Origin of the sequence: Mesorhizobium sp. CO1-1-11, assembly GCF_020164995.1 — a bacterium.
Classification (GTDB): Bacteria; Pseudomonadota; Alphaproteobacteria; order Rhizobiales; family Rhizobiaceae; genus Mesorhizobium; species Mesorhizobium australicum.
Genome location: NZ_JAIUHE010000030.1, coordinates 1 through 25,011, shown reverse-complemented (window position 1 = coordinate 25,011; position 25,011 = coordinate 1). Strand labels below are relative to the sequence as shown.

Below are 25,011 nucleotides of genomic sequence, written 5' to 3'. Positions count from 1 at the left end.
CCATCCTATGAAGAAGACCGTGCTCGTCGTTATGGCGACGGCTCTGCTCGTGACCGCGTGCACCACCACCGATCCGTATACGGGCGACCAGAAGATTTCGAACACGGCGGCGGGCGCGGGCCTTGGCGCTCTGGCCGGTGCCAGCCTTGGTCTGCTTGCCGGCGGCAATGACCGCCGCAATGCCTTGATCGGCGCCGGCATCGGCGCGCTGGCCGGCGGCGCCATTGGCGCCACTATGGACCAGAACGAGGCGGAACTGCGCCGGCAGCTCGAGGGCACCGGCGTCAGCGTCACCCGCAGCGGCGACCAGATCATCCTCAACATGCCGTCCGACATCACCTTCAACACCGACCAGGACGCGGTGAAGCCCGGCTTCTACCAGGTGCTGAATTCGGTGGCGCTGGTGCTGAAGAAGTTCAAGCAGACCACGGTCGACGTTTTCGGCCACACCGATTCGACCGGTGGCGACCAGCACAATTTCGACCTGTCGCAGCGCCGTGCCCTGGCGGTCGCCAATTATCTGTCCGGCCAGGGCGTCGACCAGCGCCGCTTCGCCGTCACCGGATTTGGCAAGACGAGGCCCGTCGCCTCCAACGCCACGGCCGAGGGCCGGGCCCAGAACCGACGCGTCGAGATCCAGCTTTCGCCGCTCACCTGAGCAGGGCCGTGTTTGTCACGCTAAACGGCCCCCAATGGGGGCCGTTTTCATCCAGGCGTATACTGGCGGTGCCAGTTTCGTGACAGCAGTCAAATAAAATTAGCAATATCTAATAAGTTCTTTTCCGCAGCCGTGGAAAGGATTAGCATTGCCGCGTTCCAAAGGGGATGGGGCGGTTTAATCGGCCGCGCAATCAACGACTTTGCCGCCGCCTCGGTCTTGCACGGCCAGATCAGAAATCTGGGAGGAATGCATGACAAGAACAGCCAGCCTTGGGCGCTGCGGCGTCCTCGCTTTGACAGGTGTTGTAGGTGCATGGTTGGGCCTCGCCACGGCTCATGCCGAGGACGCCAACAAGGCCGACATGGACGCGTTGAAAAAATCGCTCGCCAAATATCAGGACTACACCGCCGCCGTCCGCGATCTCTATCTCTCGACGGTCGGCTGCGTCTACTACAGCGGAGAAAAGATACCCGGCTCCATGGACTATCCGAAAGGCGCCATGGGCATCCACTTCGTCAACGTTCCAAGCGTCGGCCAGAAACTCGACCCGATGAAGCCCAACGTCCTGATCTACGAGCCGACCAAGAAAGGCCTGAAGTTGGTCGGCGTGGAATGGCTGGTGCCGCTAACCCCGGACATCAAGGCGCCGCCGAAGCTGTTCGGTCAAACCTTCATGGGCCCGATGGAGGGACATTATCCGCTCATCCCGAAGGAGTTCGTCCACTACGATCTTCACGCCTGGCTCGATGACAATCCGAACGGCATGTTCAGTCCGACGAACCCAAGGGTGAAATGCAACAAGGCCGAGTTTCCGATGCTGGAAAAACCGACCAAGATGATGTCCGGGCCGATGTGAACTGGAGCGGATCAGCGTTCGCCTGAATCGCCCCACCTGCTTGTTTCCACGCAATTCGCGACGGAAGAGCGCTACGCGGCTTTTCCTCGAATTGCTGTCGGCTGCAGGGCAAAAAAGAAGGCAAGCCGGCTAGGCGGCTTGCTGGCTGGAATCAGACCTTGGCGACGATGCGCATGAAGGCCGGCATGTCGTCGCCGAAGCCGACCGTGGCGTCGTTGTCTTCCTGATGGTGGCGGGCAGGGCGGTTGTTGCTGCGCTGCGGCCTGGTGTCGCCGCGCTCAGGGGCGCGCGGCTCATTGCGGTCGGACGATTTGCGCTCGGTGTTTTCCGAGCGGATTGCATCCTTGCGGGCGCGCCGTTCGACAATATCGGCCGTCTCGGCCACATCGGGCTGCTCCTGCGGCTGAGCAACCACGGCCGAGGCATCTTCCTCGCTGTGTCTGCCGCGACGCTCGCCGCTCTTCTTGCGCCCGCCCCTGTCGTTGCGGTCCTCGTCCTTGCGGCCGGCGCGGCGTGGCGCGCCTTTGCCGCGGCGCGGAGCATCGTCCTCGCCTTCGCTGGCAACCACCGTCGACAGGTCGCCGTCATGCCACTCGATCTTGGTCCCGATCAGCCGTTCGATGGCGTCGATATACTTGGTGTCGGACTTGGTCGCGATGGTGAAGGACTTGCCGGAGCGTCCGGCGCGGCCGGTGCGACCGATGCGGTGGACATAGTCCTCGGCATGGATCGGCACGTCGTAGTTGAAGACATGGCTGACATCGGGAATGTCGAGGCCGCGCGCGGCGACATCCGAGGCGACGAGATAGCGCAGCTTGCCGTCACGGAAATTGGCCAGCATCTGCATGCGCGCGCGCTGGTCCATGTCGCCATGCAGCGCACCGGCATCGAAATCATATTTCAGCAGCGAGCGGAACAGCTCCGAAACCTCGATCTTGCGGTTGCAGAAGATGATCGCGTTCTTCAGCTCCGCATCCTCGGCCTTGATCAGGTTGCGCAGCGTTTCACGCTTGTCCCAAGGCTTCGAGCCCGATTTGACCAACCGCTGGATGATGTTGGTGGCCGCCGAAGCGGCCTTGGAGACCTCGACGCGCACCGGCGCATGCAGGAATTTTTCCGTCAGCTTGGTGATCTCTGGCGGCATGGTCGCCGAAAAGAACAGCGTCTGCCGGGTGAACGGGATCATCTCGCAGATACGCTCGATATCGGGAATGAAACCCATGTCGAGCATACGGTCCGCCTCGTCGATGACGAGGATCTCGACGCCGTTGAGCAGCAGCTTGCCGCGCTCGCGATGGTCGAGAAGACGGCCAGGCGTAGCGATCAGCACATCGGCGCCGCGCTCCAGCTTTTTGTCCTGTTCGTCGAACGACACCCCGCCGATCAGCAGCGCGATGTTGAGCTTGTGGTTCTTGCCGTATTTGACGAAGTTTTCTTCGACCTGCGCGGCAAGCTCACGCGTCGGCTCCAGGATCAGCGTGCGCGGCATGCGGGCGCGGGCACGGCCCTTTTCCAGCCGGGTCAGCATCGGCAGCACGAAGGATGCGGTCTTGCCAGTGCCGGTCTGGGCAATGCCCAGCACGTCCTTGCCGAGCAAGGCGTGCGGGATCGCACCAGCCTGGATCGGCGTCGGCTGGAGATAGCCGGCATCGGTGACTGCGGAAAGCACCTTCGGCGACAGGCCGAGGTCTGAAAAGGTCAACGCTTCTTGAGCGATCGTCGTGTCTGAGGACAAGTGTTGCTGTCTTTGGCTGGTTCGGGGAAGCGCAACGTCATTCGTCGCGGCAAGCGCCACGCGCCTGCAAGATTGGTATTGCGATTAGGCGCAAGCCCGCGATTTGTCAACAGAAACGGGTAGGATTGGCGCGATTGTGAAGTTGTAACCTTAATCGCGATGCTTAATCCGGCCTCCTGTCACTGTGCCGGCTCAGTAACGGAACTGTTCGGCCAGGATGCGTTCGTTCCAGGAGTGGTTGGGATCGAACAGCAAAGTCGCGGTGGCCGTTGGCGATTCCCGCACCGTGACCGAGGTCACCGCCTTGACCTCCGTGTGGTCGGCGGCCGCGTTCACCGGCCGCTTTTCCGACTCCAGAATGTCGAAGCGCACGGTCGCCTTGTTGGAAAGCAATGCGCCGCGCCAGCGTCGCGGACGAAACGGGCTGACCGGCGTGAGCGCCAAAAGCGGCGCGTCGAGAGGCAGGATCGGGCCGTGCGCGGAAAGATTATACGCGGTCGATCCGGCCGGCGTCGCGATCATGACGCCGTCGCAGTTCAGTTCCTCGAGCCGTATTTGGTCATCGATGCTGATGCGGATCTTGGCCGTCTGGTAGGATTGGCGCCACAGCGCCACTTCGTTGATCGCCAGTGCCGTGACGTGTTCGCCATCCGAGGTGGTTGCCAGCATCTCCAGCGGGCGGATCGTTTCGGCGACCGCCGCCGCGATGCGCTCGGTGAGCCCCCCGGACCGGTATTCGTTCATCAGGAAGCCGATGGTGCCACGGTTCATGCCGTAGACCTTTTTTCCCGTACCCATCGTGTCGCGCAATGTTTGCAGCAGAAAGCCGTCGCCGCCCAGCGCCACCACGACGGTCGCCTCGGCGACCGAACATTGGCCATAGCGCGCCGACAGGCTATCCAGCGCCGCCTTGGCGTCTGCTGTGTCGGACGAGACGAAGGCGATGCTGTTGGTGGCTGTGCTCATGGCTCCCCGATCGCGACCGATTGGCGCCGGCAGGTTCTGGCGCGCCAGCGCCGGGGTAGCATGGGGCAGGCAGGTCTGCAAAGAGAGCCTCTGTCAGCCCATGAGACGAGGGTGCGGCAGTGCCGCCGCACCAGCCGGTCGCGGTTGATGTCACGGCGCGAGCGAATGTGATGGTTAAGGCAGGGCTTAAGCTCTCGTAAAGCCGGGTCGATCATGTTAGCCGGCATGGGGTGGCGTGGGGCGCCCGCAGCACTACCTTGCCACTTCGGGACGCAAAGGACGCTGCGGCAGTTCAGATATGCGTGCATGAACCCGCGGTTCTCGATGCCAGGGGATATGCGCCAGCCAGACGAGGCCGACATATTGCCGGTAGCACGCCTGATCATCGTCTTTCTCATGTTGGGAAGTTTCGCGCTTGTCTTCGCAGAACTGGTGCGCCAGTCGGAAGAAACGAGCGCTAGGCCGATCCCCACGGCGTCGCGTTGCGGCGATGCCGCCGGCATGCCTTGCCCGCAAAGGGCGCTATAGGTCAAACACCGCATCGATCCGCACCAGGGGATCCGGCGTACTTTCGAATGGTTCAGGAAGCGGATAGCCGCCGATGGCAAATCGGCGGCGACGACCTGAAAACCGGAGATTTGCGGCTTCAGAACCCGGCCCGTCATGTCGAACGCGAGACGGAATCGAGCCGACCGGCGAAATAGGGCTCGAGCACGGTTTCGAAGACCTTAAGGGCGGCGCCGATCGCCTGATGCATATCGAGATAGCGGTAGGTTCCCAACCGTCCCCCGAGGTGCAGGTTTTTCTCCGCACCCGCCCGGTCGAGATAGCGGCGATAGACCGCCTGATCCTTGCGCGTGTCGATCGGATAATAAGGCTCGTCGGCGCGGCCTGCGAAACGGGAATACTCACGGCCGATGAGCGTCTTGGCGCTCCCGTGCTGGCGCTCCGGGTTGAAATGCCGGAATTCGACCACGCGGGTATAAGGCACGGCCTCGTCCGCGTAGTTCATGATCGCCGTGCCCTGATGGTCCGGCGTGTCCATGACCTCCAGATCGATATCAATGGTTCGCCAGCCGAGTTCGCCTTCGCTATAGTCGAAGTAGCGGTCGATCGGCCCGGTGTAGACGACCGGCAGGTCCTTCGGCAGCAAGGACTTGATGTCGAAGAAGTCGATGCCAAGCCGTGTTTCGATAAGCTCCTGCGCCAGCATCTTTTCGAAGATCGCCGTGTAGCCGTCCACAGGCTGGCCCTGGAACCGGTCGTTGAAATAGCCGTCCTCGAATGTGTAGCGAACCGGCAGGCGCGCGATGATCTGCGCCGGCAGTTCGCGCGGATCCGTCTGCCATTGCTTGGCGGTGTAACCCTTGATCAAGGCCTCGTAGAGAGGGCGGCCGACCAGGGAGATCGCCTTCTCCTCAAGATTGGCCGGCGGACGGTCGCCAACTTCCGTCGCCTGCTCGGCAATCATGTCGCGTGCCTCGTCCGGACTTAGCCGCCTGCCGAAGAACTGGGACATCGTGGCAAGGTTGATCGGCAGCGGATAGACCTTGTCGCGATATGTCGAGAATGCACGATGGCGATAGGCGGTAAAACCGGTGAAGGCACGCAGGTAATTCCAGACCTCCTCGTTGGATGTATGGAACAGATGCGGCCCGTAGCGATGGATCTCCACACCGGTGACAGGATCTTGTTCGGTGTAGGCATTGCCGCCGATGTGCCGGCGCCGGTCGATTACCAGCACGCGTCGCCCGAGTTGCGTGGCGATGCGCTCGGCAAGCGTTGCACCGTAAAAACCAGCGCCGACAATGAGGATTTCGGCCTTGCCCAGCAGGGTCCTGTCCATTCGCGTATCCGAACCTTAGGGCTTGAGAATTATTTGGGACAGGTCGACGGACTTGGAATACTGCCTGCGCAGAAGGCGCCATAACAATTCCCTCAATCGATTCGCCTGGCGAAAGGCTTTCCTGTCCAAGAGATAGTCGGCCACCATACGCAGGCCGATCATCGATTTCGACCGCCAGCGCCGGCCTTTTCGATCGACGGCCTCATAGGACAATGGAAAAAGCTCGCCAAATCCATATTGCGACGCCAATTGGCGATATTCCTTGTCGGGCGTTCTTCCTGACTCGAGCATCGCTGTTTTCAGGTGAGCTCCCACCGGCCGGGTGTGGCGGACCGGCAAGGCGTCGAACACGGCAGATGTTCCACGGTTTTCTTCGGCAAGCCTGGTCCACAACAAGTCCAGACCAAAACCGCTCATGGAGTGTTTGAACAGAGGCAGCATCTTGGCCGCTACATCGGCTCTCAGGCAGGGGGCCATGATCTCGATCGTGTCTACCAGGCGAAACTCGAAGCTCCTGCAGCGGAGGAACGGGAGGTGGGAATAATAGCTGTCCAGCGTCAGTGACGGCTGGCCGATATGGAGGCCAAGCCGGCGCATGTTGGCGAACATCGCCTCGATGGTCGCCCGGTCTGCTTCCAGATCGTCGTCCGGCAGCCAGACATACTGGTAGCGGTCAAGAAGTTCGGGCTGTTGGCTCAGCAGAGCATGGATGCCATCCCATTTGCCGCCCTTGTAGTCGACTCGGTTTTCAAGCGGCAGCCGAAACGCAGATGGATCACTTCCGAAGTAGCTGACGATCAAATCAAATTCACAATTGGGATCGTCCGCCCCCCATCCACGATGGAGAGATTTGTCGCCTGCCCTGACTATCACGAGATTGCGGTGTGTGGTGTTCGTCAAAGTCCTGCTTCCGACACTCATACCCTCAATCCGGGTCCTCGGCGAGCCCTACACGAAAGCAAGTTGAATGCGAAGGGCATGAGGAAGATCTCCTGGCGTTACCTGAGCACGATGTCTTGCCGGCATAGCGGGTGTATTTAAACGTCATGACGATTCGTCGTGTTTTGAGGCGAATCCAATGGGGCAGGGGCCTGTCATGTCAACAGCTATTGCCCGAACGAGCGTTCTGATAATCAAGATTCGCTGATGTACGGGACTCTGATTTTACAGGAACCAGGAATTCTATGAAACTGATCGTTGTCACCCCGGCCGGTCGTGAGAAATATCTGCGTCTGCTTGGCCATCATGTTTTGAAAAACCTCGATGTGCATGAGTGGCACCTCTGGGACAACTGTCGCAACGAGGCTGACCGGGCCTATCTACAAAGATTGGCGGCCTCCGATCCGCGTTGCAAGATCAAGCGGGTTCCACATGCCGATGGCGGGATCAACGTCATCGGCGATTTCTATCGCTTCTGCGACGATCCCGGTGCTTTCTACCTACGCCTCGACGACGATGTAGTTTTTGTCGAGGACGGCTTCTTTCGAAAATTCATGGCAAGGGTCATGGCCGAAAGGGGATCGGCCATCTGGTACGCTCCGTTGATCGTCAACAACGCAATCTGCAATTCGCTGATCAAGCAGCTTTCCAGGGTGCGGGTGGATGGCCCGCTTACCTGTCAGGCGTCATGCGAATTCTCCTGGGCGCATGCGACCTTTCCGCAGGCCCTACACCCGGTGTTCATTGAAGCTGTGCGCTCCAATCGGCTCCAGGATTTTCGCGTGCCGGACCGGGAGATCAGGCTGTCACGCTTTTCGATCAACGCAATCGGTTTTTTCGGATCGGACATTGTCGATCTCGGAGAGCACTTTCAACCGCGTGGCGACGAGGAAGAGTGGTTGTCGGCGACGCTTCCGGCCAAGCTGGACCGGCCGGGCAAGATTTTCGGTGACCTGCTCGTCGCGCATTTCAGCTTCTATACACAGGAACGCCAGTTACTGCGCACCAACATTCTCGAAGGTTATTATGAGCTCGCCGGCCTGGCTCCCCCTGTCTACGAAAAACCGCCAGTCGGCTGGAGGGAGCAGCTGAGGCAATGGAGGAGACGCCGCAGGGGATCGGCGCCACCGCGCTATACAATCTCGCTTCCGGCACCCATTCCCGAGTGACGCACTGGCTCCGGCCGTTCGTGTCGCGAGCCGGTCGCCCACTGTGTCACCATCAGCGCACTGCGAGGGGTGGTGACGGGCTCGTGCCGCCCAGGCCTTCCCACGCCATTTCGACTTGATGCCGTAACTCAGCCCTCAAGGGCGCTGCCGCAGATGGCAGCCGGCCTGACGTTTCTGTTCGAGATATTCGTCGATCAACTGGCGGTAGCGCACCTTGCCGAAGCTCGAGAAATGGCCGCCATGGACGACCGAGACGTCGAGATCGCGCATGGCGAGCAGCGTCGCCATGTAATCTGGTATGTCCGAGTGGTAGACATCATCGATCAGCGGGCCATCATAGATGATGTCGCCGGACAGCAGGATGCCGGTCTTCTTCTCGTAGAGCGCAATGCCGCCCGGCGAATGGCCTGGCGTGTGGACGACCTCGAAGGCCCGGTCGCCGAGATCGATGATGTCGCCATGCGCGAGCATACGGTCGGCCGGCGCGGGCTGGATGCGATAGCACGCCGTGTCCCAGCCCCGCGGCATGCCATCGAACATTTCTTCTGTCGCATAGGTGCCGGCAGCGGTCCATTCGTTGCGCGGATCGGCCAGGATTGCCGCTTCGGCCGAATGCACGCAGCGATCGGAAAATTCATGGTGGCAGCCGATATGGTCGAAATGCGTGTGGCTGGCAACGCAGGTCAGCTTGCGCTCGCTCACCAGGGACACATGGGCGCGCAGGCTGAAATGACCGAGGCCGGTGTCGAACAGGAGATCGCGGTCGCGTCCGCGCACATGCCACATATTGCAGCGGAAGAACGGTTTTATCCATGGCTCGTGGATCAGCGTGATGCCGTCGGCCATGCGGATTTTTTCGTACCAGTCCGGTGCGTCGATGACCGCAAGCGTGCTCATGTTCAATCCGTCAGCAAGATGATCTGGTCGGTATCACAGGAAATCGCGACCCTGTCGCCCGCATGGACGATGGAGGTCGCCGGCAGCTTGGCGATGAACCGCAGGGAAGGCTCTTCGACGGAGGTCGCCAGCACGCGCTTGAAACTGCCCTGGAAAACGACGTCGCTCACATCAGCCTCGCCGAGCTTCGTGCCAGCCGACGCAGCGCCAAGCACAAGGTGCTCAGGGCGTATCGCCAGTGCGGCAGTAGACCCCAACGGCAAGGCACTGGATAAGGAAACCGGTCCGACCGGTGTCGTGACGGTGCTCGTCCTGTCACTGGACTCGATGACAGTGCCGGCAAGAATCGTGCTCTCGCCCATGAAGGTCGCGGAAAAACGCGTCGCCGGCCTCGCATAGACGCGCTCGGGCGGCCCCTCGTCCTCGATGCGGCCGTCATTCATCACCACGCAATGGTCGGCCAGCGCCATCGCTTCTTCCTGGTCGTGAGTGACATGGATGAAGGCGGTGCCGACCCGCTTCTGGATCGCCTTCAGTTCGTCCTGCATCTGGCGGCGCAGTTTCAGGTCGAGCGCCCCGAGCGGCTCGTCGAGCAGAAGCACCGCCGGCTCGATCACCAGGGCGCGCGCCAGCGCCACGCGTTGGCGCTGGCCCCCGGAAAGCTGGTGCGGCTTCTTGTCGAAGGCGGCGGCGAGGCCCACCAGGGCCAGCGCATCGCGCGCTTTTGCTGCCCGCGTCGCTCCATCGACACCTTGCATGCGCAGCCCAAAACCGACATTGCCGCCGACGCTCATATGCGGGAACAGCGCATAATCCTGGAACACCGTCGTCGTCGGGCGTTTGGCGGGCGGCACCGAGGTGCAGTCCTGGCCGCGGATGAGAACCTTGCCTTCGCTCGGATTGACGAAACCGCCGAGAATGGAGAGCAGCGTCGTCTTGCCGGAACCGGATGGTCCAAGCAGGATCGTATAGCTGCCGGCCGCTATCGTCAGCGAGACATTCTTCAGCACGGGATGCTGGCCGAAGCGGTGCCAGATGTCGCGGATATCGACCAGGGGCGCGTTCATGCCGATTTCCTTCGCAGCAAGGTCAGTTCGAAGAACACCACCAGCACGATCGAGACGGCAAAGACCAGCGAACCGACCGCATTGGTCTTGGGGTTGAGGCCGGAGCGCAGCAGGTTCCAGATTTCCACCGGCAGCGTGGTATCGAAGCGCGTCAGCAGGAAGGAGATCACGAACTCGTCCCAGGAGAACGTCATCGACAGGAAGAAGCCGGCGAAAATGGCCGGCGCCATGACTGGCACGGTGATCAACAGCAGCACCTTCCATTCCGGCGCGCCGAGGTCGCGCGCGGCGCGCTCGATGTTGATCTGGTGGTCGCCTAACTGGCTGTAGATGATGGCGAAGCACAGCGGCAGGTTGATCACCACATGGCCGATCCCGGCGGCAAGCAGAGATTTCGGCACGCCGGCCCAGTTGAACAGCACCAGCAGCCCCATGCCGATGATGAGATAGCTGACGGTGAGCGGCAAGGTGATCAAACCGCGCAGCAGGCCCGAGCCTGGCAGGACGAAGCGCGCGAACCCCCAGGCCGACAGGAAGCCGAGCATGACGGCTGCGGCCGAGGAAAGAACCGCGACCAGCAGCGAATTGGCCAGCGCCGAAGTCAGCCGGTTATCGGAAAGAACCGCCTCGTACCAGCGCAGCGATGGGCCTGTGAACGGGGGGATGGGGAAGGACGTCGACTGCAGCGAGAACAGCACCAGCACGACGACCGGCAGGAAGATGAAGCCGTAGACGGCAAGCGCGTAAATCCAGGAAGCGATGCGGCCAATGCTGCGCATGATCAGGTCCGCTCGATCTTTAGCCAGCGGGCGCAGGCGAGATAGGCGATGGTCACGACCGCCATCAGGATGATCGACAGCGCCGAGGCCAATGGAAAATCGCCGCGCCGGCCGATCTGCATCATCACCAGCTGCGGCATCAGAAGCTCGTTGTTCCCGCCGAGGATCTGCGGCGTGATGTAGTCGCCGATGCACAGCACGAAAGTGAGAAAAGCGCCGACCATGATGCCGGGCAAGGTCAATGGCAGGATGACATGCAGGAAGGTGCGCACCGGTCCGGCGCCGAGATCGGCGGCGGCCTTGCGGTAACTGGGGCTGAGCTGCTTCAGATTGGCGAAGATGGTCAGCGTCAAAAGCATGACGAAGAAATGCACGAAGCTTGTGACGGTGGCCAGGCGCGTATTGGCGAGCTGCAGCGGTTCGGAGACCACGCCAATGCCAGTCAGTGCCCGGTTGATGACGCCGTTCTGCGCCAGCACCAGCAGCCAGGAGTAGGAGCGCACGACATAGGAGGTCCAGAACGGCAGCACGGCCAGCATCAGCGCCAGCCGCTGCCAGCGTTCAGGAACCTGTTCGGCCAGAATCCAGGCGAAGGGATAGGCAAGCAGCACGGAAACCACGGTGACGATGGCGGTGACCTGCAGCGAGTTCACCATCGCCTGCCAGTAGGCGGGGTTGGTGAAGAATTGGCTGTAGTTGGACAGGGTGCCCCCGCCGCCCTCCTGCGCGGTGAAGCTCGAAAGCCCCATGGCGACGAAGGGCAGCACGAAGAAGAGAAGCGTCCAGCCAAGTGCCGGTGTGACCAGCGCCCAGGGAAGGGTACGGCCTGTCCGCGCGCCCTCACTGTTTCCCGCGGCGCTCATCAGCGTATCGGCTCACTTGGCCTGCAGCATTTCGGTCCACATATCCTGCATCTTCTTGTCGAGGTCGGCGCTCGGCGCCGGATAGGCCTGCGCACGGGCGAGGAAGCCGGGCTGCTCGTCGAAGCGCAGGACCTTTTTCTGGTCGTCGGTCAATGCGGCCTTGGTGTTGGACGGCATGCCCCAGTAACAGGACGAGGTGGCGAGCCGTGCCTGGCCCTCGGGGCTCAGTATGTACTGGATGAATTTCAGCGCCGTGTCCTTGTTCCTGGAATCCTTGAACATGGCGAGCGACTGCGACCACAGCACCGCACCTTCTTTTGGAATGGAAAAGTCCAGCGCCGGGTTTTCCTTGGCCAGCCCTGCCGTCACCCATTCGCCGCCGCCGACCAATATGTCGACCTCGCCGGTCGCCAGCGCCGTCTGGCTGGCGGTGACTTCACCGACCAGCTTGGCATTGGCCTTCATCTTGAGCAGCTCTTCCTTGAGCGCGGGCAGGTCGGCTTCCGTGAGATCGGCCGTCTTCTTGCCGATGGCCAATGCCGCCATGCCGATGACGGGGAGATAATAATCGTAGATGGCGACCTTGCCCTTGTACTTGTCTGATGTCAGCGACGCCAAGGATTGCATGTCCGCCGGATCGACCTTTGTCTTGTTGAAGCCGATCGTGTTGTAACCGAACTTTTCGGTGATGCCGTAGCGCTTGCCCCCGACAATGGTCGAGCCGTCCATCTTCACCTGCGGGAAGAGATCGGCGAACGGCAGCTTGTCTTCCGGCAGCGGCTCGAACAGGCCTTTCTCGACGCCGCGCGGCACGTCGATGCTATCGATCACCATCACATCCCAGTCGCCCGGCTGCGACTGCTCGATGATGGCCAGCCCAGCCCCGGTGCCTTCGAATTCCTTGACGTTGACGTTGACGTTGTTGGCCTCCTCGAAAGGCTGCAGCAGCGCAGGATCGGAATGGTCGCACCAGATCAGCGCGTTGAGATCGGCGGCTTCGGCGAGGCTGCCCGCCGCAAGCAGCAATGCCGTGGCGGCACATGCAGCGTGCATCTGGCGCTTCAGGACGGAAAGCGGATTGCCGGATTTGACGGACATCGAGTGTTCTCCCTTGCCTTTGTGGCTTCTTGCAAAAAATTGAACCAATTCTAAAATTGAGTCAATTCTGTTTTTGTGGCAAGAGGCTGATATGAGCGGATTGCGGGCAAGGCAAAAGGCGGATCGCCACCGGCGTATCATCGAGGCGGCGGCGGCGCTTTTTCGCGAGACCGGGTATGAGGGCGCCAAGATCGAGACGATCGCCGCGCAGGCCGAAGTCTCGATCGGCACCATCTACAATTACTACCAGAACAAAGGCGATATTCTCGGCGCCATCGTCTCGATGGAAGTCGACGAGGTGCTCAATGCCGGGCGCGGCGTGGTCTCCCGGCCGCCCGCCAATGTCGGCGACGCCCTGGACACGCTGATCGGCATCTATATCGAGCACTCGCTGCACTATCTCAGCAAGGAGATGTGGCGGCAGGCGATGGCGATCTCGACGCAACTGCCCGACAGCCCGTTCGGCCAAGCTTATACTGGCCTCGACCGCTCGCTCACCGAACAGATCCGCGCGCTGATCGCCCGTCTTCAGGAGATCGGTCTGGTGCGGCAGGATATCGACGGCACGGCACTCGGCGAATTGATCTTCAACAACATGAACATGATGTTCATCGAATTCGTGAAGCGGGATGAAGCCAGGATACCGGAGTTGAGGGCCGCGATACGGCGGCAGAACCGGATATTGGTGGCGGCGATCGGAGTGTGAGGGCGTCAGGAGCAGGCAGGAGAAGTTGTCGCTTCGGCATCGGACGGCGTCTTACGCGATGATTGGCTCTTGAGTTGAGTTTGAAATCTGCTACAACTTATAGGGGTATAAAAAGGGGGAAGGGTAAATGGGGACGTTTTCCATCTGGCATTGGGCGATCGTGCTGCTGCTGATCGGCGTGCCTGTTTTCTTTGCTGTCCGGTCAGCCGCGAAGCCGTCGCAGAATCCTGAGTCACTTGTGGGCTTCGGTGGCTGGCTGATGCTGCTGGCTATCGGTCAGACATTGTCACCGCTGCGCACGCTCGCCGATTTCGGCAATTCCGCCGACGGCTACCAGCAACTCATGACCCTCCCAAACGGCTCTCTGGCTGTGTATGGCGAGGTTGCCCTCAATCTGGCATTTCTGGCGCTTCAGCTGGTGGTGCTGGTTTCAATGCTGCGGCGAAGCCGTCGATTCCCGCAATTGTTTCTCTGCCAATGGTTTGCGATTCCTGTTGTGTTTATCCTGGATACGATCTGGATTTCGTCAATCCTGGGCGTTCCGGTAAACAAGGTGCTCGCAGGCGACGCGCTGGCGGCACCCATGGCTTCGTTTGTGGTGACCGGCATCTGGGCCGCTTATGTCTATAAGTCTGTGAGGGTGAGGAATACGTTCACCAGGACGAACGTGTCGGCCCAAATCGCGAGCGCTTCGTAAAGGGGGGTGGCGACGTAATCGCCCTTCAAGGGGGTTTTCGGAGGACACTCCTGCGTCTCTACGGGGTTGGGGTGGCCTGCCACCCGGAGCTCGAAGAGCGTAGGGTGGTGCCCCCGGACGGAATCGAACCGCCGACCTTCGGTTTACAAAACCGCTGCTCTACCAGCTGAGCTACAAGGGCACGGCGCTCCGGTTAGCATATTTGTTGCGCCAGTAAAGACAAAACTCCGTTTTTGGGCATCAGCCGTGGTGGAGGATGCCCACGTGCCCGCATGCTGAAATCCGCGAACGCGCTTCCTACATCAGGGTAAGTGCAATGCGCTGAACGGAGTGTCGCATGATCAGGCTTGTCATCATTCTCCCTATCGTCGTCGTGGCGTGGATGCTGCTGGTGAAGCTCTTCAGCGATGTGAAGAAGGCCAATGTCGACTGGACAGGCGTCACCACCATCATCGGTTTTATCGCGCTCGCCTTCTGGCTTCGGCATGTCACCGGCATGGGCTGAGTGGGGGAGTGGTGAGTAGTGAGTAGTGAGCAATTGCTGCCGGTCATGGCGCGAGCCGGTGCTGCCTACTCAGTTTCGCCAACAGTGCGCCAAAAAAATCTCCAGATCTGTCGAACCTTTCGCCGCGGCGCGCCGACTGATCCTCAGAGGCGAATGGTCGCCTCGATCAGAGATCCAGGAGATCATCATGTTCAAGCGCAGTTTCGTTTCCAGCATCGTCGCCATCGTCGTTGCAACCGGCGCGCTCGCCGGCACCGTTCAGTCTTCGTCGGCTCACGGCATGCATCATCATCATCGTCATTTCGACGACTACCTGTACTACCAGGATTACCCGGACTATCCGGATTACTGGTGGGTCTATGGCCATCACCATCATCGTCATCACCACCACCGCCACATCATCCTCTACTGAGCGCAGCCTGGCGGCTTGATTGAAACCAATCCAGCAAAGGGCGGCTTCGGCCGCCCTTTTCTCATCGAACGCGGCGCTTCCAGTCGCCGTCACGGACGATGACCGATCGGCGCAAGGTGCCTGAAGTGCCGGAATGGATGATCAACGTCGGCGAGGGTCGCCACGCCTTTTCAGCCAGCGAATTCCTGCTCTTCGAAAAAAATCAAAACCCCGTCGAACCTTTTTCCTTGCCGCAACGACAGATCATCAAGAGGCGGATGGCTCGCCTCTCCAAACGAAGCAAGGAGATCATCATGTTCAAGCGCACACTCGTTTCCGGCCTCATCGCCACCACCGTCGCCGCCACCGCTTTGGTCGGCACCGTCCAGCCCTCTGCTGCCCACTCGCATCACCACGGCCTCGGCATCGGCATCGCCGCCGGCGTCGGCGGTTTCGTTCTCGGCAGCCTGCTTGCCCAGCAGCAGCCGCGCACCGTCTATGTCGATGAAGATGGCGGTTCCTGGCACGTCCGCCGCTGCTTCGATCGCTACTCCAGCTACGATCCGGACTCCGACACCTATATCGGCCGTGACGGCTACAGCCATTACTGCCGGCTCTGAGTGGCGGCGGGCGACTGGAAAGAGGGGTTGCGAGGCAGCCCCTCTTCGTCGTTTGAAGACCGTCTTTCTAGAGGTGCATCTTCGGGTCGAGGATCGGCAGACCGGCCGCGCGGCAGATGCCGCCAATCTGAAGCCGGGCAACCTCGGTCTCGTCGCCCATCGCGACCAGTTCGAAGCGGCTTGCGGCGTCCGGGTAGACCTTGGCGATGAATGGCTTGTCGCCGACGCCGGATGAGGTTTTGGCATTGACGGTGCCGCAAACCACGATCTCCTCGCGGCCATCAAGCTTTCGCTCGCCTGCGAGCATGGTTCCGAACCTGGCGGAGGCCGAATCCGGCAGCCGCTGGCGGATACCGGCCGTGATGATCTCCTCCAGCGCGAGCGAGATCGGGATGGGATTGACCCGCTGGTCGCCGGTATCGGGTCGTGGTGCCGCCGCCACGCATCCGCACAGCGAAACGGCAAGCAGAAGCTGAACCACTTTCCTCATGCGCGCCCTTTCGCATGCATTCGAACGCGACGGCAAGACGGTCAAATCCCATGCAGCCGGCGGCATGCAGCGATTTTCGGCGCGTTTAGTCTATCCCTTGATCAGCCTGCCTTCGAGCCGCCGATCATTTTCGTCACTTCGGCCGCCGCGTCGCGCACCAGCGGGCCGATCTCGGCCAGCCGCTCGGGCGTGACCCGCACCGTCGGCCCGGACACGGAAACGCCGCCGATCGGCTCGCCATACTCGTTGAAGATGGCGGCGGCCACGCATCGCATGCCGGGATGGCGCTCCTCGTCGTCGACCGACCAGCCGCGATGCTTGACGACGGCCAGATCGTGCGCGAGGGCGGAGATGTCGGAAAGGGTCTTGTCCGTATAGCGCTGCAGGCCCGCCTTGCGCAGGATGGTTCCGACGCGCTCCGGTTCGAGATGTGCCAGCACCGCCTTGCCGATTCCGGAGGCATGGAAAGGGCTGCGCGTACCCGGCCGGAAGAAGGCGCGGATCGCCTGGTGCGTCTCGACCTGGTTGACGAAGACTACGCAATCGTCTTCCGCGACGCCGAGATTGGCGGTCTCGCCGGTCTTCTCCATCAGTTCCTGCATGACGATGCGGGCGCGGTCGACCAGCTTGCGGCGGCGCAGGAACGCCGCGCCCATGCGGTAGGTCTCGACGCCGATCGACCAGAGCTGGTCCGATGTATCGAACTCGACCATGCCGTGGTTTTCGAGTGTCGTCAGCATGCGGTAGGCGGTGGAGGCGGCAAGCCCGCTCTGCGCCGATATCTCGCTCAGCGACAGGCCGCTGCCTTCGGCGACAATGGCCAGGATACGCAAGGCCCGGTCGAGCGACTGCACCGAGGCAGCTTCGGCCGGACCATTGAAGGCGCGCGGGCGGCCACGCTGACGTTTTTCGCTCGTTTCCATGGGCTGGCATTCTCGCCCGTTTCTCCCAAGATGCAATGAAAAAGTTTTTCGTGAAATTCTCGGTGCAAATCCTGGAAAAGAGAAAAGGAAACAAAATCAGTTGGTAAGAGCCGTTTATTAGAAATGAAAAAATATTCTGAAAAAATTGAAAAAGCGCCCGCCCGATGACATCCTTAGCCATCCAACAATCATCTCGTGGAGGCTGGAAATGGCCAGGATGCGCGCTGTCGATGCCGCTGTTCTCGTTCTCGAAAAGGAAGGCATGTCCTGTGCCTTCGGCGTGCCGGGTGCGGCGATCAATCCGCTGTACTCGGCATTGAAGGCGAGGGGCACGATCCGCCATGTCCTTGCCCGCCACGTCGAGGGCGCCTCGCATATGGCCGAAGGCTATACCCGAGCCAAGGCGGGCAATATCGGCCTCTGCATCGGCACGTCGGGGCCGGCCGGCACCGATATGATAACCGGGCTCTATTCGGCCGCGGCCGATTCCATTCCGATCCTGTGCATCACCGGCCAGGCGCCGCGCGCGCGGCTGAACAAGGAGGATTTCCAGGCTGTCGACATCGCCGCGATCGCTGCGCCCGTCGCCAAATGGGCGGTCACGGTGATGGAGCCCTATCTGGTGCCGATGGCGCTGCAAAAAGCGTTCCATTTGATGCGCTCGTCGCGGCCGGGTCCGGTGCTGATCGACTTGCCGGTCGACGTCCAACTGGCCGAGATCGAGTTCGACATCGATGCCTATGAGCCGCTGACGCCATTCAAGCCGGCGATGACGCGCGCCCAGGCCGAAAAGGCGCTGGCGATGCTCAACGCGGCCGAGAAGCCGCTGATCGTTGCCGGCGGCGGCATCATCAATGCCGACGCGTCCGACCTGTTGATCGAGTTTGCCGAGATCACGGGCGTTCCGGTCATTCCGACGCTGATGGGCTGGGGCGCGATTCCTGACGACCACCGGCTGATGGCCGGCATGTGCGGGCTGCAGACCTCGCACCGCTACGGCAACGTCACCATGCTGGAAGCCGATTTCGTCTTCGGCATCGGCAACCGCTGGGCCAACCGTCACACCGGTTCGGTGGACGTCTACACCAAGGGCAAGAAATTCATCCATGTCGACATCGAGCCCACACAGATCGGCCGTGTCTTCGCCCCCGATCTCGGCGTCGTTTCGGATGCCGGCGCTGCACTGAAGATGCTGCTCGACGCCGCCACCGAGTGGAAGACGGCGGGCAGGCTGCGCGATTGGGCGGGCTGGGCCAGGGAATGCCAGGGCCGCAAGAAGACGATGAAGCGCAAAACCCACTTCGAACAGGTGCCGCTGAAGCCGCAGCGTGTCTACGAGGAGATGAACAAGGCGTTCGGCCGTGACGTCACCTATGTCACCACCATCGGCCTGTCGCAAATCGCCGGCGCGCAGTTCCTGCATGTCTACAAGCCGCGCAACTGGATCAATTGCGGCCAGGCCGGCCCGCTTGGTTGGACCTTGCCGGCCGCACTCGGCGTGCGCGCCGCCGATCCCGAGCGCACCATCGTGGCGCTGTCGGGCGACTACGACTTCCAGTTCATGATCGAGGAACTGGCGGTCGGCGCGCAGCACAAGCTGCCCTATATCCACGTGGTCGTGAACAATGCCTATCTCGGCCTCATCCGCCAGGCGCAGCGCGGCTTTTCGATGGACTATGAGGTCAGCCTTGCTTTCGAGAACATCAACCGGGCCGACGATCCGGAGGCGGGCTATGGCGTCGACCATGTCGCCGTCGCCGAGGCAATGGGCTGCAAGGCGGTCAGGGTGCGCAAGCCGGAGGAATTCGCCGGCGCCTTCAAGCAAGCGCAGCGGTTGCTGAAGGAACACCAGGTTCCGGTCGTGCTCGAATTCATTCTCGAACGGGTCACCAACATCTCGATGGGGACCGAGATCGACAAGATCACCGAATTCGAAGACCTTGCCGAACATCAGGAAGACGCGCCCACCGCGATCGTGATGCTGGACTAAGCCATGCTGAGATTCAGGTGAGGCCGGCCTGCAAACGGCGGCTTCCTGCGCTTCCGGTGCTCACGTACGAAAAGTACGCTCCGCTCCGGTTCTCGGAAACCACCATTTTCGACTCGGCCTGACCTGAATCTCAACACGGCTTTGGTTCCAGGCAAGAAAAGGAGAAAAAGAATGCCGCGTTTTTCAGCCAATCTGTCGATGCTCTTTGGCGAGCATGATTTCCTCGACCGTTTCGATGCCGCCGCCCGCGCCGGCTTCAAGGGGGTCGAATATATCGGCCCTTACGATCATGCGCCCGAGGTGGTCGCCGCCCGACTGAAGAAGAACGGCCTGACGCAGGTGCTGTTCAACCTGCCGGCGGGCGACTGGGCCAAGGGCGAGCGTGGCATCGCCGTGCTGCCGGACCGCGTGCCGGAATTCCGCCAGGGCATTGCCAGGGCGATCGCCTACGCGCAGGCACTTGGCTGCGGGCAGGTCAACTGCCTGGCCGGCATCGCGCCAGCCAACGTCGACCGCAAGGTGCTGGAGGATGTCTTTGCCGAGAACCTGGCTTTCGCGGCGGAGAAACTCGACCAAGCCGGCATCAAGCTGCTGATCGAGCCGATCAACACCCGCGATATCCCGGGCTTCTTCCTCAACTATTCCGACCAGGCGCTGGCGCTGATCGACCGCGTCGGCTCGAAGAACCTGTTCCTGCAATATGACATCTACCACATGCAGATCATGGAGGGGGATCTCGCCCGCAAGATCGAGGCAAACCTCGACCGCATCGCGCATATCCAGCTTGCGGACAATCCCGGCCGTCACGAGCCGGGGACGGGCGAGATCAACTACCCCTTCCTCTACGAGCATATCGACCGGATTGGTTATGCCGGCTGGATTGGCGCGGAGTACAAGCCGAAGGCAGGGACGGAGGCCGGTCTGGGGTGGTTCAGGGAACTGACCGGGCAGGGAAGTGCTGCCGCTTAGCTGTCAAGAATCTTGCAATTCAGGTCGCGTTCTGTTGCGCCCCCTCTGGGCGTGAAGGAACGCGATCTGACAAAAAACGGAGAGAAGCAATGGAAACCATCGGCTTCATCGGGCTGGGCATCATGGGCGCGCCGATGGCGGGGCATCTGCTGGCGGCCGGCTACAGCGTCATCGCCAGCGACCACCGCTCAAAACCGCCGGCCGATCTCGTCGCCAAGGGTCTGAAGTCGGTCGCCGGCCATGCCGCCGTCGCGAGGGCCGCCGAGATCATCATCCTGATGGTTCCCGACACACCGCAGGTGGCCGATGTGCTGTTCGGCGACAACGGAGTCGCGTCCGGCCTGGCCAAGGGCAAGCTGGTGATCGACATGAGTTCGATCTCGCCGATCGAGACAAAGGACTTCGCGAAAAGGATCAACGATCTCGGTTGCGACTATCTCGACGCGCCGGTTTCCGGCGGCGAGGTCGGTGCCAGGGCGGCTTCGCTTACCATCATGGTCGGTGGTGAGGAACCGGCCTTCGAGCGCGCAAAACCCGTGTTCGAGAAAATGGGCAAGAACATCACTTTGGTCGGACCCAATGGTGTCGGCCAGACCACCAAGGTCGCCAACCAGATCGTCGTCGCGCTGACCATTGAAGCGGTCGCCGAAGCGCTTGTTTTTGCCTCAAAAGCTGGGGCCGACCCAGCCAAGGTCAGGCAGGCGCTGATGGGCGGGCTGGCCGCCTCGCGCATTCTCGAAGTACATGGCGAGCGCATGGTCAAGCGCACCTTCGCGCCGGGCTTTCGCATCGAACTGCACCAGAAGGATCTCAACCTGGCGCTGGAGGGTGCGAAGGCGCTTGGTGTGTCGCTGCCCAACACCTCGACCGCCCAGCAACTGTTCAATTCCTGCGCCGCCAATGGCGGCGCGAAGGAAGATCATTCCGCGCTGGTGAGGGCGCTGGAGCGGATGGCGAATTTCGAAATCGGCAAGGAGGCAAGGGAAATCAAAGCGGCATAGGTCGGAAGAGGGCGGCGTAACGTTCCCAGGCCGTCAACTTCCGTCTTAACCCAGCAACGGGTTCCGGCAAGCATCGCCGGGACCCGTTTTGATTTCTGGCGGGAGGCTTGCCGCTTCCAGTCAGCCGCGCTTCAGAAATGCCCGCGCCGCATAAAGGCTCACCGCCGCCGCGTTCGACACATTGAGCGAGCGGATGGCGCCGGGCATGTCGAGCCTGGCCAGCGTCGTCACCGTCTCGCGCGTCTTCTGCCGCAGGCCCTTGCCCTCGGCGCCGAGCACCAAAGCGATCCTGTCGCCGGCAAAGCTGGTTTCAAGCTCAGCCGGCCCGTCCGAATCGAGCCCGATGGTCTGGAAGCCCACTTCGTGCAACTGGCCGAGCGCATCGGCGAGGTTCTTCACCTCGACCTGGTCGATATGCTCAAGCGCACCGGAGGCGGATTTCGCCAGCACGCCTGATTCCTGCGGGCTGTGGCGCGCCGTGGTGATCAGCGCGCCAGCGCCGAAAGCGACCGCCGAACGCAGGACGGCGCCGACATTGTGCGGGTCGGTGACCTGGTCGAGCACCAGCACCAACCTTGTGTCGCCAAGTGCGTCGAGGCGCTTGGGCTTCAGCGGCTCGGCCTCGATCAGCACCCCCTGGTGCACAGCGTCCGATCCGGTAATCTTGTCGATGTCCCTGGGTTCGACCAGTTCAGCCTTGAAGGGCAGGGCGGCGAGATCGGTGATCTCGAGCCGTTCGGCCGCATTGCGCGTCACCAGCATTTTCTTGATCCGGCGGCGCGGATTGTCGAGTGCCGCGCGCACCGTATGCAGGCCATAGAGCCGCACCAGCCCGTCGGCTGCGTTTTCGCCTGGTGGCACTGGTTGCCGTGGCTTGAACGCCGGCGCGCCGCCGCTCTTCTCGTCGCGGAAGGCGCGGCGCAGCTTGGCGTAATGGGTGTCTTTGGGGGTGTTGGAATTGTTGCTCATGGCCGGCTTCTATAGCCGTGTCCTCCGGCCAAGGATATGCCCTGTCGCCGCAGCCGGCGAACAACATCGAAAAACCGTGGCCGCGCGGTTGACACCCAATGGGCTTGCCGCCATAAGGCGCTTCGCTGGTTTCGGAGAAGACATCTATCTCGGGTCCGGATCGGCAAGAATGCCTCGTTGCATGGCTCCGGCGGCAGACTGGAGAGGTGCCCGAGTGGTTAAAGGGGACGGACTGTAAATCCGTTGGCTTAGCCTACGTTGGTTCGAATCCAACCCTCTCCACCACTGCCGGCCGGAAGCCCTGAAACGTGAAAGCATCGGAGGCGAAAAGCGCATGGCGCTTTCCCGGGAAATCCGATACTTCAGTGCAAGGCGCGGGTATAGCTCAGTGGTAGAGCAGCAGCCTTCCAAGCTGAATATGCGGGTTCGATTCCCGCTACCCGCTCCAGATTTTCAGCGAAACAACCGGCAAGCCGAAACACTGCGCGGCAGGCGCGCAGCGCTTCAGGCATTGGTGGGCGCCGCGTCAGCTGTTGAAGGCGGAGGCGACCTGGTGCTGTTGCGGTACCTGGCCGTTCGGGGTCAGCTTGTCGACGATGCCGGGCAAGGCGGCCGATAGCTGCTTGAGCAGCTCCTGCTCGTCGAGCCCCGTCCTTTGGGCGATCTCGCGAATGACCTGCGGTCCGATCGCGTTGCCCAACTCATTGGCCCCGATTGACTGGTTCTGCCCGGTGCCGACCCAGGAGTCGGCGACATTGCCATGGCCGGCGTTCTTGAGCTTGTCGAGCAGCCCGCCCAGTCCGCCGAGCAGCCCACCGTCACCGGACGCGGTTCCGACAGGCGTGGGATCGGCGGGCGCCGGCGCCTGAGCCTGGTCCGGCTGTTCGGCGCTTCTGCCGCTCAGCATCTTCCCAACCAGCAGCGCACCGAGCGCGATCATCAGCGGTTTGGTGATATTGCCGCCGGGAACGGCGTTGTCAAAAAGTCCCATAGTGGATCCTCCATTTCAACCAAGCCCGGCCCATCTTCAACAATGGCGCATTCGGGGGGAATTTCAAGCTGGCTTGAGCTTTTGACAATCATATGAAAATGTCCGGTTGGCGGAGGAATGGAGAGGAAAAAAATGGGTATCATCAGCTGGATCATTCTCGGCGTCATTGCCGGGTTCATTGGCAGTAAGATCGTCAACAAGACCGGTCAGGGCATGATCATGGATATCGTGCTCGGCATTGTCGGCGCCATAGTCGGCGGGCTGATCTTCAGCGCCTTCGGTGCTTCGGGTGTGACCGGCCTCAACATCTATAGCCTGATCGTCGCCGTCGTGGGTGCCGTCGTGGTGTTGTGGGCCTATCATCAGTTCGCTGGCAAGCGGACCATCTAGACGCAATCGGCAGATTATCAGCTGCCGAATTCTGAATTGCGATGATCCGCCGTCGGTGCTGACCGCGCTCACGGTATCGGAAACTATTATGCCGGTGCGTAGCCGCGGATCAGGCAACCACGGCCAGCCGACGCTTGCGCTGGTCCAGCGACACGATGGTCAGCCCACTGGCGACAACCAGCAGGATGCCGCAGACCGCCAGTGCATTGGGGAATTGCCCGAACACCAGCAGGCCCGAAATGACGGCCCAGACCGTGAAGCAGTAATAGAACGGCGCCACCGCGCCGGTCGGCCCGACGCGATAGGCCATGAAGATGAAGAAGTGGCCGAAGATCAGGAAGAAACCGGCTCCCGCCATCAGCATCAGGTGGTGCGCCTCCGGCGCCACCCAGCGCTCGGAAACCAGGTGCGCGGCGCCTGCGCCGATCAGGACCACGACGACCGCCGAGATCGCCACGATCATTCCTGGCACTTCGGCGGCGATCTTGCGGCCGGCCAGATCGCGCGCGGCGGCGAACGTCGCGTTGCCGAGCGCCAGCAAGGCATAGACCGAAATGCCTTGCATGGTCGGCTGCGCCACCATCAGCGCGCCGATGAAGCCCAGCCCGATCAGCGCCATGCGTTGGCCGCCGATACGCTCGCCAAACAGGATCGAGGAGCCGACCAGCATCAGCAGCGGCGTGATCTGCCCCAACGCGGTGGAATCGGCGATCTGCATGTTGGCGAGCGCGACGACGTAACAGAGGATCGCCGCCAGTTCGAGGAGGTTCCTGCGCAGCACCCGCCTGTCGAAGATCAGCGGGATCTGCTTGCCGTAGCCGAGCGCAAACAACAGCGGAAGGCCCCACAGCGTTGCCGCGGCACCACGCAGGAAGAGCACTTCGTAGGAGGGCAACCCCGACGTGGCGAGCTTCATCATCGTGTCGTTGACCAGATACGACCCGGTGGAGACGATCATGAACAGCGGGCCGCGAACGGCAGTCGGGATGAAATGCATCGGCGCAGGAGATCAGACGCGGATCGCTGCCGCAATGGGCCATGAACCGCCGATAAATCCGACAGCGACTGACGTGGAGACCCGAGCAATCCTCGCTTTGCTCCCTCGGTTTTCGCCCATTCCATTTTCAACGACGGATCCCCATATCAGCGCCACATCCCCGCAATCGGATCATGGGTTCTGGCCGAGTGAGATGGCGCCCGGGCAAAAGACGCTTGTGTTTTTTGGCCTTTATCGCTAATCGCCCCGCATTCGACTGAACTGAAGGTCCAGGCCGTCCAAGGAAAGAGACTATGGCAAAAGGTAAATTCGAGCGCACCAAGCCTCATGTGAACATCGGCACGATTGGTCACGTCGACCATGGCAAGACGTCGCTGACGGCGGCGATCACCAAGTATTTTGGCGAATACAAGCGCTATGACCAGATCGATGCGGCGCCTGAAGAGAAGGCGCGCGGCATCACGATCTCGACGGCTCACGTCGAATACGAGACCGC

Annotated in this window: 28 protein-coding genes and 3 tRNA genes; 16 read left to right on the top strand and 15 right to left on the bottom strand. The window is 61.5% G+C overall.

Annotated features, from left to right (window positions below; genetic code table 11):
* Nucleotides 1-7 precede the first annotated feature (7 nt).
* Nucleotides 8-658 carry an OmpA family protein gene (locus LB554_RS27055; protein ID WP_015318025.1) on the top strand — a complete coding sequence of 217 codons (651 nt, stop codon included), beginning with the start codon at nucleotides 8-10 and terminating at the stop codon, nucleotides 656-658.
* Nucleotides 659-911: 253 nt separating this feature from the next.
* Nucleotides 912-1,517: a hypothetical protein gene (locus LB554_RS27050; RefSeq protein WP_224587863.1), complete on the top strand. Its 606-nt coding sequence runs from the start codon at nucleotides 912-914 to the stop codon at nucleotides 1,515-1,517.
* A gap of 151 nt (nucleotides 1,518-1,668) precedes the next feature.
* Here LB554_RS27050 and LB554_RS27045 read toward each other — a convergent pair whose 3' ends face one another.
* Both LB554_RS27045 and LB554_RS27040 read right to left on the bottom strand, forming a co-directional pair.
* Nucleotides 1,669-3,252, bottom strand: a complete 1,584-nt coding sequence (locus LB554_RS27045; RefSeq protein ID WP_181171181.1) for a DEAD/DEAH box helicase — start codon at nucleotides 3,250-3,252, stop codon at nucleotides 1,669-1,671.
* Nucleotides 3,253-3,444: 192 nt separating this feature from the next.
* On the bottom strand, nucleotides 3,445-4,218 hold the full coding sequence (locus LB554_RS27040) for an NAD kinase (protein ID WP_041163462.1): 774 nt from the start codon (nucleotides 4,216-4,218) through the stop codon (nucleotides 3,445-3,447).
* A 306-nt stretch (nucleotides 4,219-4,524) separates the two neighbouring features.
* Here LB554_RS27040 and LB554_RS27035 point away from each other — a divergent pair, with 306 nt between their 5' ends.
* Nucleotides 4,525-4,746 carry a hypothetical protein gene (locus LB554_RS27035; RefSeq protein WP_083883050.1) on the top strand — a complete coding sequence of 74 codons (222 nt, stop codon included), beginning with the start codon at nucleotides 4,525-4,527 and terminating at the stop codon, nucleotides 4,744-4,746.
* A 133-nt stretch (nucleotides 4,747-4,879) separates the two neighbouring features.
* On the opposite strand, the gene glf is transcribed toward LB554_RS27035, so the two are convergent.
* Together glf and LB554_RS27025 are read right to left on the bottom strand one after the other, a co-directional pair.
* Complete coding sequence (glf, locus tag LB554_RS27030; RefSeq protein ID WP_015318020.1) at nucleotides 4,880-6,064, bottom strand: UDP-galactopyranose mutase; 1,185 nt, start codon at nucleotides 6,062-6,064, stop codon at nucleotides 4,880-4,882.
* 15 nt (nucleotides 6,065-6,079) lie between these two features.
* Nucleotides 6,080-6,964, bottom strand: a complete 885-nt coding sequence (locus tag LB554_RS27025; protein ID WP_224587862.1) for a hypothetical protein — start codon at nucleotides 6,962-6,964, stop codon at nucleotides 6,080-6,082.
* Nucleotides 6,965-7,248: 284 nt separating this feature from the next.
* On the opposite strand from LB554_RS27025, the gene LB554_RS27020 reads away from it, so the two are divergent.
* On the top strand, nucleotides 7,249-8,172 hold the full coding sequence (locus LB554_RS27020; protein ID WP_224587861.1) for a hypothetical protein: 924 nt from the start codon (nucleotides 7,249-7,251) through the stop codon (nucleotides 8,170-8,172).
* Between the two features lie 135 nt (nucleotides 8,173-8,307).
* Here LB554_RS27020 and LB554_RS27015 read toward each other — a convergent pair whose 3' ends face one another.
* The 5 genes from LB554_RS27015 to LB554_RS26995 are packed head-to-tail and all read right to left on the bottom strand — an operon-like array spanning nucleotide 8,308 to nucleotide 12,876.
* Entirely contained in the window at nucleotides 8,308-9,069 is a 762-nt protein-coding gene (locus tag LB554_RS27015; protein WP_224587860.1) for an MBL fold metallo-hydrolase, read from the bottom strand.
* 2 nt (nucleotides 9,070-9,071) lie between these two features.
* The gene (locus LB554_RS27010; RefSeq protein WP_224587859.1) at nucleotides 9,072-10,136 is read right to left on the bottom strand and encodes an ABC transporter ATP-binding protein; all 1,065 of its coding nucleotides are present in this window, start codon (nucleotides 10,134-10,136) and stop codon (nucleotides 9,072-9,074) included.
* Complete coding sequence (locus LB554_RS27005) at nucleotides 10,133-10,915, bottom strand: ABC transporter permease (RefSeq protein ID WP_140717309.1); 783 nt, start codon at nucleotides 10,913-10,915, stop codon at nucleotides 10,133-10,135. Before LB554_RS27005 ends, LB554_RS27010 begins: the two co-directional genes overlap by 4 nt.
* Nucleotides 10,916-10,917: 2 nt before the next feature.
* A complete protein-coding gene (locus tag LB554_RS27000) occupies nucleotides 10,918-11,778 on the bottom strand; it encodes an ABC transporter permease (RefSeq protein WP_224587858.1) in 861 nt (286 codons plus the stop codon).
* A gap of 12 nt (nucleotides 11,779-11,790) precedes the next feature.
* The gene (locus LB554_RS26995) at nucleotides 11,791-12,876 is read right to left on the bottom strand and encodes a spermidine/putrescine ABC transporter substrate-binding protein (protein ID WP_224587857.1); all 1,086 of its coding nucleotides are present in this window, start codon (nucleotides 12,874-12,876) and stop codon (nucleotides 11,791-11,793) included.
* Between the two features lie 91 nt (nucleotides 12,877-12,967).
* Between LB554_RS26995 and LB554_RS26990 the strand changes: the two genes are divergently transcribed.
* Nucleotides 12,968-13,582: a TetR/AcrR family transcriptional regulator gene (locus tag LB554_RS26990; protein WP_224587856.1), complete on the top strand. Its 615-nt coding sequence runs from the start codon at nucleotides 12,968-12,970 to the stop codon at nucleotides 13,580-13,582.
* 127 nt (nucleotides 13,583-13,709) lie between these two features.
* The gene (locus LB554_RS26985; RefSeq protein WP_140792561.1) at nucleotides 13,710-14,279 is read left to right on the top strand and encodes a DUF2569 family protein; all 570 of its coding nucleotides are present in this window, start codon (nucleotides 13,710-13,712) and stop codon (nucleotides 14,277-14,279) included.
* Between the two features lie 105 nt (nucleotides 14,280-14,384).
* On the opposite strand, the gene LB554_RS26980 is transcribed toward LB554_RS26985, so the two are convergent.
* Nucleotides 14,385-14,460: transfer RNA gene (locus tag LB554_RS26980), tRNA-Thr, on the bottom strand.
* A 156-nt stretch (nucleotides 14,461-14,616) separates the two neighbouring features.
* Here LB554_RS26980 and LB554_RS26975 point away from each other — a divergent pair.
* From LB554_RS26975 to LB554_RS26965, 3 genes are all read left to right on the top strand, one after another.
* Nucleotides 14,617-14,784 (top strand): hypothetical protein, encoded by a 168-nt coding sequence (locus tag LB554_RS26975; RefSeq protein ID WP_224587855.1) that lies wholly within the window; start codon nucleotides 14,617-14,619, stop codon nucleotides 14,782-14,784.
* Between the two features lie 187 nt (nucleotides 14,785-14,971).
* A complete protein-coding gene (locus LB554_RS26970; protein WP_015318009.1) occupies nucleotides 14,972-15,196 on the top strand; it encodes a hypothetical protein in 225 nt (74 codons plus the stop codon).
* 293 nt (nucleotides 15,197-15,489) lie between these two features.
* A complete protein-coding gene (locus tag LB554_RS26965) occupies nucleotides 15,490-15,795 on the top strand; it encodes a BA14K family protein (protein WP_041163844.1) in 306 nt (101 codons plus the stop codon).
* 67 nt (nucleotides 15,796-15,862) lie between these two features.
* Here LB554_RS26965 and LB554_RS26960 read toward each other — a convergent pair whose 3' ends face one another.
* Both LB554_RS26960 and bhcR read right to left on the bottom strand, forming a co-directional pair.
* Entirely contained in the window at nucleotides 15,863-16,285 is a 423-nt protein-coding gene (locus LB554_RS26960) for a hypothetical protein (RefSeq protein ID WP_140720542.1), read from the bottom strand.
* A 101-nt stretch (nucleotides 16,286-16,386) separates the two neighbouring features.
* Nucleotides 16,387-17,208, bottom strand: a complete 822-nt coding sequence (gene bhcR, locus LB554_RS26955) for an HTH-type transcriptional regulator BhcR (RefSeq protein WP_224531065.1) — start codon at nucleotides 17,206-17,208, stop codon at nucleotides 16,387-16,389.
* Between the two features lie 208 nt (nucleotides 17,209-17,416).
* On the opposite strand from bhcR, the gene gcl reads away from it, so the two are divergent.
* The 3 genes from gcl (at nucleotide 17,417) to LB554_RS26940 (ending at nucleotide 21,168) form a co-directional block, all read left to right on the top strand.
* Nucleotides 17,417-19,198 carry a glyoxylate carboligase gene (gene gcl / locus LB554_RS26950; protein WP_224587854.1) on the top strand — a complete coding sequence of 594 codons (1,782 nt, stop codon included), beginning with the start codon at nucleotides 17,417-17,419 and terminating at the stop codon, nucleotides 19,196-19,198.
* Nucleotides 19,199-19,369: 171 nt separating this feature from the next.
* Entirely contained in the window at nucleotides 19,370-20,167 is a 798-nt protein-coding gene (otnI, locus tag LB554_RS26945) for a 2-oxo-tetronate isomerase (protein WP_015318004.1), read from the top strand.
* 89 nt (nucleotides 20,168-20,256) lie between these two features.
* Complete coding sequence (locus tag LB554_RS26940; RefSeq protein ID WP_140616907.1) at nucleotides 20,257-21,168, top strand: 2-hydroxy-3-oxopropionate reductase; 912 nt, start codon at nucleotides 20,257-20,259, stop codon at nucleotides 21,166-21,168.
* 120 nt (nucleotides 21,169-21,288) lie between these two features.
* Here the strand turns inward: LB554_RS26940 and LB554_RS26935 are convergent, their stop codons facing one another.
* On the bottom strand, nucleotides 21,289-22,137 hold the full coding sequence (locus tag LB554_RS26935; protein WP_224587852.1) for a TrmH family RNA methyltransferase: 849 nt from the start codon (nucleotides 22,135-22,137) through the stop codon (nucleotides 21,289-21,291).
* A 200-nt stretch (nucleotides 22,138-22,337) separates the two neighbouring features.
* On the opposite strand from LB554_RS26935, the gene LB554_RS26930 reads away from it, so the two are divergent.
* Nucleotides 22,338-22,422 (top strand) — tRNA-Tyr (locus LB554_RS26930).
* Between the two features lie 89 nt (nucleotides 22,423-22,511).
* Nucleotides 22,512-22,585: transfer RNA gene (locus LB554_RS26925), tRNA-Gly, on the top strand.
* 78 nt (nucleotides 22,586-22,663) lie between these two features.
* On the opposite strand, the gene LB554_RS26920 is transcribed toward LB554_RS26925, so the two are convergent.
* Nucleotides 22,664-23,128, bottom strand: a complete 465-nt coding sequence (locus tag LB554_RS26920; RefSeq protein ID WP_015318001.1) for a YidB family protein — start codon at nucleotides 23,126-23,128, stop codon at nucleotides 22,664-22,666.
* 132 nt (nucleotides 23,129-23,260) lie between these two features.
* On the opposite strand from LB554_RS26920, the gene LB554_RS26915 reads away from it, so the two are divergent.
* Nucleotides 23,261-23,518, top strand: a complete 258-nt coding sequence (locus tag LB554_RS26915) for a GlsB/YeaQ/YmgE family stress response membrane protein (RefSeq protein ID WP_015318000.1) — start codon at nucleotides 23,261-23,263, stop codon at nucleotides 23,516-23,518.
* A gap of 109 nt (nucleotides 23,519-23,627) precedes the next feature.
* Here LB554_RS26915 and LB554_RS26910 read toward each other — a convergent pair whose 3' ends face one another.
* The gene (locus LB554_RS26910) at nucleotides 23,628-24,515 is read right to left on the bottom strand and encodes a DMT family transporter (protein WP_023773054.1); all 888 of its coding nucleotides are present in this window, start codon (nucleotides 24,513-24,515) and stop codon (nucleotides 23,628-23,630) included.
* Nucleotides 24,516-24,808: 293 nt separating this feature from the next.
* Here LB554_RS26910 and LB554_RS26905 point away from each other — a divergent pair.
* Nucleotides 24,809-25,011, top strand: a 203-nt coding sequence (locus LB554_RS26905) for a GTP-binding protein (RefSeq protein ID WP_263486042.1), incomplete at its 3' end; no start/stop codon positions are given.

Excerpts from the sequence above, each read along its gene's own strand:
- LB554_RS27055 (WP_015318025.1), top strand. The coding sequence starts at position 8 with ATGAAGAAGACCGTGCTCGTCGTTATGGCGACGGCTCTGCTCGTGACC.
- LB554_RS27050 (WP_224587863.1), top strand. The coding sequence starts at position 912 with ATGACAAGAACAGCCAGCCTTGGGCGCTGCGGCGTCCTCGCTTTGACA.
- LB554_RS27040 (WP_041163462.1), bottom strand. The coding sequence starts at position 4,218 with ATGAGCACAGCCACCAACAGCATCGCCTTCGTCTCGTCCGACACAGCA.
- LB554_RS27035 (WP_083883050.1), top strand. The coding sequence starts at position 4,525 with ATGAACCCGCGGTTCTCGATGCCAGGGGATATGCGCCAGCCAGACGAG.
- glf (WP_015318020.1), bottom strand. The coding sequence starts at position 6,064 with ATGGACAGGACCCTGCTGGGCAAGGCCGAAATCCTCATTGTCGGCGCT.
- LB554_RS27020 (WP_224587861.1), top strand. The coding sequence starts at position 7,249 with ATGAAACTGATCGTTGTCACCCCGGCCGGTCGTGAGAAATATCTGCGT.
- LB554_RS27015 (WP_224587860.1), bottom strand. The coding sequence starts at position 9,069 with ATGAGCACGCTTGCGGTCATCGACGCACCGGACTGGTACGAAAAAATC.
- LB554_RS27010 (WP_224587859.1), bottom strand. The coding sequence starts at position 10,136 with ATGAACGCGCCCCTGGTCGATATCCGCGACATCTGGCACCGCTTCGGC.
- LB554_RS27005 (WP_140717309.1), bottom strand. The coding sequence starts at position 10,915 with ATGCGCAGCATTGGCCGCATCGCTTCCTGGATTTACGCGCTTGCCGTC.
- LB554_RS27000 (WP_224587858.1), bottom strand. The coding sequence starts at position 11,778 with ATGAGCGCCGCGGGAAACAGTGAGGGCGCGCGGACAGGCCGTACCCTT.
- LB554_RS26995 (WP_224587857.1), bottom strand. The coding sequence starts at position 12,876 with ATGTCCGTCAAATCCGGCAATCCGCTTTCCGTCCTGAAGCGCCAGATG.
- LB554_RS26990 (WP_224587856.1), top strand. The coding sequence starts at position 12,968 with ATGAGCGGATTGCGGGCAAGGCAAAAGGCGGATCGCCACCGGCGTATC.
- LB554_RS26985 (WP_140792561.1), top strand. The coding sequence starts at position 13,710 with ATGGGGACGTTTTCCATCTGGCATTGGGCGATCGTGCTGCTGCTGATC.
- LB554_RS26975 (WP_224587855.1), top strand. The coding sequence starts at position 14,617 with ATGATCAGGCTTGTCATCATTCTCCCTATCGTCGTCGTGGCGTGGATG.
- LB554_RS26970 (WP_015318009.1), top strand. The coding sequence starts at position 14,972 with ATGTTCAAGCGCAGTTTCGTTTCCAGCATCGTCGCCATCGTCGTTGCA.
- LB554_RS26965 (WP_041163844.1), top strand. The coding sequence starts at position 15,490 with ATGTTCAAGCGCACACTCGTTTCCGGCCTCATCGCCACCACCGTCGCC.
- LB554_RS26960 (WP_140720542.1), bottom strand. The coding sequence starts at position 16,285 with ATGAGGAAAGTGGTTCAGCTTCTGCTTGCCGTTTCGCTGTGCGGATGC.
- bhcR (WP_224531065.1), bottom strand. The coding sequence starts at position 17,208 with ATGGAAACGAGCGAAAAACGTCAGCGTGGCCGCCCGCGCGCCTTCAAT.
- gcl (WP_224587854.1), top strand. The coding sequence starts at position 17,417 with ATGGCCAGGATGCGCGCTGTCGATGCCGCTGTTCTCGTTCTCGAAAAG.
- otnI (WP_015318004.1), top strand. The coding sequence starts at position 19,370 with ATGCCGCGTTTTTCAGCCAATCTGTCGATGCTCTTTGGCGAGCATGAT.
- LB554_RS26940 (WP_140616907.1), top strand. The coding sequence starts at position 20,257 with ATGGAAACCATCGGCTTCATCGGGCTGGGCATCATGGGCGCGCCGATG.
- LB554_RS26935 (WP_224587852.1), bottom strand. The coding sequence starts at position 22,137 with ATGAGCAACAATTCCAACACCCCCAAAGACACCCATTACGCCAAGCTG.
- LB554_RS26920 (WP_015318001.1), bottom strand. The coding sequence starts at position 23,128 with ATGGGACTTTTTGACAACGCCGTTCCCGGCGGCAATATCACCAAACCG.
- LB554_RS26915 (WP_015318000.1), top strand. The coding sequence starts at position 23,261 with ATGGGTATCATCAGCTGGATCATTCTCGGCGTCATTGCCGGGTTCATT.
- LB554_RS26910 (WP_023773054.1), bottom strand. The coding sequence starts at position 24,515 with ATGCATTTCATCCCGACTGCCGTTCGCGGCCCGCTGTTCATGATCGTC.